Source organism: Frankia sp. AgB1.9 (genome assembly GCF_016786355.1).
GTDB lineage: Bacteria > Actinomycetota > Actinomycetes > Frankiales > Frankiaceae > Pseudofrankia.
The window spans coordinates 1-7396 of record NZ_JADWYX010000224.1 but is presented as its reverse complement, the minus strand read 5'-3'; the positions used below and the strand labels follow the sequence as shown (position 1 = coordinate 7396).

4 protein-coding genes and 2 pseudogenes are annotated in these 7396 nt (G+C 71.0%); 3 read left to right on the top strand and 3 right to left on the bottom strand.

The annotated features are described in order from the left end of the window. Nucleotides 1–310: 310 nt before the first annotated feature. Together I6A60_RS40355 and I6A60_RS40350 are read right to left on the bottom strand one after the other, a co-directional pair. On the bottom strand, nucleotides 311–1825 hold the full coding sequence (locus I6A60_RS40355; RefSeq protein ID WP_307874121.1) for a recombinase family protein: 1515 nt from the start codon (nucleotides 1823–1825) through the stop codon (nucleotides 311–313). Nucleotides 1826–2313: 488 nt separating this feature from the next. After that, nucleotides 2314–2631 (bottom strand): annotated as a pseudogene (locus I6A60_RS40350) (SAM-dependent methyltransferase); the annotation flags it as partial. A 330-nt stretch (nucleotides 2632–2961) separates the two neighbouring features. On the opposite strand from I6A60_RS40350, the gene I6A60_RS40345 reads away from it, so the two are divergent. From I6A60_RS40345 to I6A60_RS40335, 3 genes are all read left to right on the top strand, one after another. Further along, entirely contained in the window at nucleotides 2962–5142 is a 2181-nt protein-coding gene (locus tag I6A60_RS40345) for an MMPL family transporter (RefSeq protein WP_203020488.1), read from the top strand. Nucleotides 5143–5310: 168 nt separating this feature from the next. Then, nucleotides 5311–5703 (top strand): YciI family protein, encoded by a 393-nt coding sequence (locus tag I6A60_RS40340; RefSeq protein WP_203020486.1) that lies wholly within the window; start codon nucleotides 5311–5313, stop codon nucleotides 5701–5703. A 28-nt stretch (nucleotides 5704–5731) separates the two neighbouring features. Next, complete coding sequence (locus I6A60_RS40335) at nucleotides 5732–6937, top strand: RNA polymerase sigma factor (protein WP_203020484.1); 1206 nt, start codon at nucleotides 5732–5734, stop codon at nucleotides 6935–6937. Here the strand turns inward: I6A60_RS40335 and I6A60_RS40330 are convergent. Continuing rightward, a pseudogene (locus tag I6A60_RS40330) lies at nucleotides 6938–7270 on the bottom strand (2Fe-2S iron-sulfur cluster-binding protein); the annotation flags it as partial. Nucleotides 7271–7396 lie beyond the last annotated feature (126 nt).

The following is a 7396-nucleotide window of genomic DNA, read 5'->3' as shown; positions in this document are numbered from 1 at the left end:
GGGGGGGGGGCGCCCCCCCCCCCCGGGCGGGGGGGGGGGGCCCCCCGCCCCCCCCCCCCGGGGGGGGGGGGGGGGGGGGGCCGGGGGGGGCCGGCCCGACGCGGGTGTAGCGGGTAGCGGCACCGCAAGCCGTGGAATGCCTCTAAGGGGCCGATCGGGGGCCGCCGCGCCACCGGCCGCTACCCGCTACACGTCTGCGTCGGTGCTGCTCACAGCGCGTGTGACGGGTAGCGGGGGGTGTAGCGCTGCCTCAACCGGCCGCTACACCCGCCCCGCGCCGCTACACGACCGCCGGGCCGGTGGGGCCGGTCTAGCGGGGGTCGTTCAGATCACGCCAGACGATCCGCACGCGCCACAGGTCGTCACCGAGCACGGCCCCGTTCCCGCCGATGATCACCCCGTCGATTAGGTGCGTGAGGATCACGCGGCGGCCCGCTAGGTCGTCGCGCTTGTCGTCCCAACCGGCGGCGCCGTTGACGGGCAGCGTGGCGCGTCGCCGGGCGCTGGTGTGGGTCCGGGCCTGCGCGTCGCGAATCTGCTTCGTGAGCGCCTTGTGGGCGTCGTTGTAGGCGTCGTCTTCCATCTGCCCGGACGCCCACCGGTCCGCCAGAGCGCTACGGCGTAGCTCCAGCGTGGCCAGCTCCGCCCCTGCCAGGTCGGTGGTCTCGACGGGCTGTAGCTCCAGCTCGTCCAGACGATCCCGCACGGCGCGGCTGACCAGATCGACCACGAACTGTTCGCCGATCCGGACCGGCGCCGGGCAGTTCCCGTCGCGGCGCTGGCAGTAGAGCCGTACGCCGTTCACGCCGTTGCCGGTCATCTTGTGCCCGCACGACGCGCAGTAGACGAACCCCGCCAACAGACGTCGCACTTTGGTCTGGTCGGTGTTCGTGCGTCGTTTCGCGTCGGTCAGGATCGCGCGAACCTGCTCCCACGTGTCGACGTCCAGAATCGCGGGCCACTGCGCCGGGCCCATGACCGCGATCGTTCCGGTGCTGCGGCGGGTCTTTTGCGTCTGGTAGCCACGCATACCGATCAGACGCGGGTTGACCATCAACTCCTTAAGCGTCGTCGCCTCCCACGCCCGGTACGGGCACGGGCAGTCCACCCGCACCCGACGGCCTTTGGCGTTGTGGACGCATGTCTCCCGGTGGGCTTTGGTCACGGTCGCCACACCCGTCGCGTTCAGGCGGCGCGCGACCGCGCCCAACGGCACGCCTTCGAGCACGTCGGCAGCGATACCACGGATCACGGCCGCCTCTTCGGGGATGGTCGCGTGGAAGTCCCGTACCGGCTTGCCGTTGTGGTCCGTGGCGATGACCGGCCCGTAGCCGAACGCCCGCCGGCCGCCGTGGTGGCGTCCCTGCTCGGCACGCTGGCGGGCGGCGCGGCTCACCCGTTCCGCCGTCCGCTCCGCCTCTCCCGCGTCCACGCTGAAAATCAGATCGGCCATCATCCGGCCGTCGGCCGACGTGAAGTCCATTTCGTTGCCGCGCACCGGGATCAGCCGGACGTTGTGAGCCTTGAACAGTTCAATGACCCGCATACGGTCACGGCGGTTACGCAGGAAACGGTTCGACGTCCAGCACAGGACGGCGTCTAGTTCGCCGTTCGCGACCATCTCAAGGATGCGCTCGAACTCCGGCCGGTAGTCCTTTGTCGCGGAAAGGTCGTTGTCGCTGAAAACGTGCGGGTGAACATCCAACTCCGGACGACGGGCGGCAACCTCGTCCATGTCCTCCGTCTGGCGAGTGACGCCCGCCTCCAAGCCCTCACGGTCATCCGAGATACGGCGGTACCGGGCCGTCCGAAGCCTGCGAGCCACGGCAGAACTGTACGGCCCCGACACATCGGACCAAAGGGTCACCAGCGGACTTGTACCGCCCACGCCACCAACCCCGCCCGCCACCGGGGCCGCGACGGGAGCCGGGGCCGGGGCCGCGACGACGCGGACGGGAACCTCAGCGGGACCGGCGGACCGCGCGGGCCGGTCCCCGCGAGGAACGCCCGCATCCTGCTCGGCGCCGAGCGCCACCACGCCATCCGGGGTGATCCGGTACGGACACACCCGCACCGTCCCACCACGAAGATCACGGTTCGCGGCGAGGTCTTCTACGATCAGGCCCCGACGGGTAAGATTGTCAACGGTCCGCACGTGGACGCGGACGGCAACGCCGTCCAACTCCCCGTGGTAGCCGTGCCCGAACGAGTCGGCCCGGTAGACCAGAACGCCCACACGGGCGAAGGTCAGCGCGCGGCGCTGGGCGTCCGACAGTGGCGAAGCCTGGCAGCTCTCTGCATCCATGGGTTCGACGGGTCGTTGTCGACGTAGACGACGCGGGCCGTCGAGATGACGCCCTGGACGACCTCGTGCAGGTTCGGCTGGGTCGGGATGCCCGCGCCGATGTCGAGGAACTGGTCGATGCCGGCCTGCTCGGCCAGGAAGCGCACGGCCCGGTGCAGGAACGCGCGGTTCTGCTGGGCGTAGAGACGCAGCGTCGGGAAGGCGGAGAGCGCCTGTTCGGCCGCCTCCCGGTCAGCCGGGTAGTTCGTCTTGCCGTCCAGGTAGTAGTCATACATCCGCGCCGAGTGCGGGACTTCGAGGTCGAGGTCGGTCAACGTGGCCTCCAGCGCGACGACCGCGCCGCCCGGGGACCCGACACGGTGACCCCCACGCGCTCCGGATGGGTCACGACCCGATCCTCCCCTCCAGCGCGCGATCCAGCCGGCTGCTTTCCGCGTCGCTGGACCGTCTCGCTACTTCTACCAGCCACCCGGGCACTCACCGCGAGGGCCCATATCCTCACCGCGCCCGGTCGGCGCGACGGGCCTCGATTCTGCGGCGGTTACCGGACAGTCACCGGTCTGTCGCCGGTCCGACCGATGAGCCACGGCGGGATTGTCGGTCTTCCCTGCTACCGTTCGATCGCCTGATGTGATCTTCCAAGGCAGGGGAGCCTAGTGCGCCGGATCGCAGAGTTCGTGCTTCACCATCGTCGACTTGTACTGGTCAGTTGGCTCGTTGTCGTGGTCGCGGGCATCGCGCTGACCGGACAGACCAACAGCCGCCTTGTCATTGACTTCTCGTTGCCTGGGCAACCGGGTACCGAAACCGCCAACCAGATCGACTCCGAGTTCCACTCGGGCGGCAAAACCGCACCGTATGTGGTGACCATCACAATGCCGGCGAGCCAGGTCGTATCCGGGCAGGAATCCGCCGTCGGACAGGCGTTCGCCGCGGTGCAGCAGAAGGTGCCGCAGACCCGGGTGGTCGACGAGGCGAACACCGGTGACAAGGCATTCCGTACCAAGGATGACCACACCGCCTATGCGTTGGTGTTCTACCGGTTCCTGCACGACCCGACCGCGAAGCTTCCGACCGCCGACATCAGGACGGCGTTGACGGCGGCGGCTCCCGCCGGAGCGACGGTCGGCGTGACCGGTGAGGACGCGCTCGCCACCGGCGACTCGAGCGGCGGCGGCTTCGGCGTGTTCGCCGAGGTGCTCATCGGCGCCCTCGGCGCGCTGGCGGTGCTCGCCTTCGTCTTCGCCTCGTTCCTGGCGCTCCTGCCGCTGGTCATCGCGGCGGCCGCGATCCTGACCACGTTCATCCTGCTGCTGCCGCTGACCTATCTCACCGACGTGTCGTTCATCGTCGAGTTCCTGGTCGCCCTGATCGGCCTCGGCGTCGCGATCGACTACTCGCTGATTCTCGTCACCCGCTGGCGCGAGGAACGCGACCGCGGCCGCGACAATCACGAGGCCGTCGTCGTCGCCATGGAGACCGCCGGCCACGCGGTGATGTTCAGCGGTATCACGGTGGCCATCGGCCTGCTTTCGCTCGTGGTGCTGCCGGTACCGTTCATGCGCAGTATCGGCCTCGGTGGCGCGCTGATTCCGCTGGCCAGCGTGATCACGACCCTGACGCTGACGCCGGCGATCCTCGGCGGAATCGGCCCGAAGGTCGACTGGCCCAAGATCCGGCACGAGAACCGGGCCGGACGGGCCTGGACAAGGTGGGCGCGGGCCATCGTGCGGCGCCGGTTCATCGCGGCCGGGGTGGCTCTGCTCGCGCTCGGCCTGCTGGTGGTCTCGTTCCTCGGTATCAAGATCGGCCTTGCCTCGTCCGAGTCGCTGGCCAAGAACGGCGCGGCGAACACGGCGTTCCAGGACCTGAAGAACGGTGGCGTGACGACGGGTGTCCTGACCCCGATGGAGGTGCTCGTCGACACCTCGCGCGCGGACTCGGTCGCCACGGCCCTGAACAAGGTCGCTGGCGTCGATCGCGCCGTGGTCGCGACCGGAGCCGGGCAGACCGCGGCTGGGCACAGCATCGTGGTGGTGATTCCGAAGGCGGAGACGGTCAACTCGACGTCTGTAGGGCCGGTCCGCAAGGTCAAGACAGCGGTGGCCGGTCTGCCTGGAGTCATCGGCGTCGCCGGGATCGGCGCCGACCAGATCGACTTCCTGAAAGCCGTCTACGGCAACTTCCCGCTGATGCTGACGATCATCGCGCTGCTGACGTTCGTCCTGCTCGCCCGGGCCTTCAGGTCGATCCTGCTGCCCATCAAGGCGGTCGTTCTCAACCTGATCACCCTCGGAGCCACCCTCGGCTTCATGGTGCTGTTCTGGCAGGACGGCTACGGCTCCAGCGCGATCTTCGGGGTGCACGCCACCGGCGCGGTGACCTTCTGGATCCCGCTGATGGTGTTCGCCTTCCTGTTCGGGCTGTCGATGGACTACGAGGTGTTCATCCTGTCCCGCATCCGCGAGGAGTACGACCGGACGGGGAACACGGATGACGCCGTCGTCGAAGGAATCGGCCGTACCGGCCGGCTGGTGACCAGCGCCGCGCTGATCCTGTTCCTGGCGTTCCTCGCGCTCGCCACCGGACCGGGCACCGACCTGAAGACGTTCGCCTCGGCGCTCGGCTTCGGCATCCTGCTCGACGCGACGATCGTCCGGTCCGTCCTGGTGCCCGCGCTCGTCTCGCTGTTCGGCCAGTGGAACTGGTGGCTACCGGACTGGGCGGCCCGCGTCCTGCGGGTCGCGCCGTCGCACCCACCGGTCGCCGTCGCCGACGGGGGAGTGGCCGTACCCGAGCCCCGCGACTCCACCAGCCCATCCCACGTCCCCGAGTAGTGCCTTGATCGCCGGTTGGGCCCTCAAGTGGTCATAGTTAGGCCCCGGCCACAACCACTTGAGGGCTCAAACGGCGATCTACAGCGGCAAGATGTCGAGAACCGCTGGCTGGTTCCGCTCACCAGGTGAGGGCCGCGAGAGACGCGGCCGTGAACTCGGGAGATCATCATGCCGAAGTACCTGCTGCTCAAGCACTACCGCGGTGGCCCTGAGCCGCACCACCCCTTCCCCCCGATGGACGAGTGGGCCCCGCAGGACGTGGAGGCGCACATGGCGTTCCTCCACAACGTCGCGAAGGTCCTCGAGGAGCGCGGAGAGTACGTCGACGCCCAGGCGCTGACGCCGACGCGCACCTGGGTGCGCTATGGCGGCCCGGACGCCGCGCCGGTGACCACCGACGGCCCGCACCCGGAGACCAGCGACCTGGTCGCCGGTTGGTACATGATCGACGTCGAGTCCCGCGAGCGCGCGCTGGAGGTGGCGGCCTACGTCTCCTCCGAGCCCGGCCCCGGCGGCGAGCCGCTCTACGAGTGGATCGACGTCCGGGAGATCATGTCATGATCCGGTCGGCCACCCGTGGCCGATCGGCGTGACCAGCCAGCACGGCGACCGGGTGGACGAGGGCGCGCTGCGTGCCCTCGTCCCCCGGGTGCTCGCGGGGCTGGTCCGCCGCGGCGAGGACTTCGACGCCGCCGAGGACGCGCTGCAGGAAGCGCTTCTGGAGGCGCTGCGCGTCTGGCCCGACCATCCACCGCGGGATCCGGGTGCGTGGCTGGCCACGGTCGCGACCCGGCGGCTGATCGACGCCCGCCGTAGCGAGGCCGCCCGCCGTGCCCGGGAGGACACGCTGCACGAGCAGCCGGAGCCTGCGCCGCCCACGGGAGAGGCCGGCGACGACACGCTCTTCCTGCTCTTCTGCTGCTGCCATCCCGATCTCGCGCCCGCCTCCCAGGTGGCACTGACCCTGCGGGCGGTCGGCGGCCTGAGCACCCGGGAGATCGCCGACGCCTTCTACGTCCCGGAGGCGACGATGGCGCAGCGGATCAGCCGGGCCAAGCGTGGCCTGCGCGGGCGGCGCCTGGACGAGCCCGGCGATCTCGCGGTCGTGCTGCGCGTCCTGTATCTGGTCTATACGACCGGGCACGCGGGCCGGGTCGACCTCGCCGCCGAGGCGATCCGGCTCGCCCGCCAGCTCACCCTCGCCACCGAGGAACCGGAGGCGCGGGGGCTGCTCGCGTTGATGCTGCTCAACCACGCCCGGCTGCCGGCCCGGCTCGACGGGCAGGGCCGGATCGTCACGCTGGACCGGCAGGACAGGGGCCGCTGGGACACCCGCGAGATCGCCGAAGGGGTGCGCGTCCTGCAGTCGGCGCTGGCGCTGGAGCGCCCCGGTCGCTACCAGATCGAGGCCGCCATCGCCGCCCTGCACGACGACGCGGCGAGCCCCGAGGAGACCGACTGGCCCCAGATCCTCGCCTGGTACGACGACCTGGTCGGCCTCACCGACGACCCGGTGCGCCAGGACCCGGCCGCCGTCCTGGGGCGGGCTGTCGCGGTCGGCCACGCTCTCGGCGCCGCCGCCGGGCTGCGTGAGACCGACCGGCTGCGCGAGGTGCTCGGCGACCGCCACCGATGGCACGCGGTCCGCGGCTACCTGCACGAGCTCGCCGGCGACCTGCCGGCTGCCGGCGGGGCGTACACGGAGGCCGCCCGCCGGGCCACGGACGTCGCCGAGCGCGACCACCTGGTCCGTCAGGCCGCCCGAGCGCGCTGGACCGACGCCAGGCAGGGCTGATCACAGGTCGAGGGTCAGGTCCTCCCCTGGTTGGGCGCAGCAGATGAGAACGGTGCCGTCCGCCGGCGGGTCGACCGGTTCGGGGGAGTACCGGACGGTTCCCGCCACGACCGTGGTCTGGCAGTTGTGGCACACCCCCGTCCGGCACGACCAGCGGACCGGCACGTCGCACGCCTCGGCAAGGTCGAGAAGGCTGCCGTGGGAGGGGTCCCAGCGGGTCGCGAGCGCGCTGCGCGCGAACGAGACCAACGGTCCGGTTCCCGGCTCGCCCCCCCGGGGGGGGGGGGGGGGGGGCCGGGGGGGCGCGGGGGCGGGGGCCGGGGCGGGGGGCGGGGGGGGGGCGGGGGGGGCCGGGCCGGGGGGGGGGGGGGGGGGGCCCCCCCGACCACGACGAGGACAACCCCGTCATCGGTGTGGACGTCCGGGTCCCGTTGGTCGACCTTCAGACCGCATTCGCCC

What these genes read in the sequence shown, in the direction of transcription:
- I6A60_RS40340 (WP_203020486.1), top strand. Translation starts at nt 5,311, where the DNA reads ATGCCGAAGTACCTGCTGCTCAAGCACTACCGCGGTGGCCCTGAGCCG.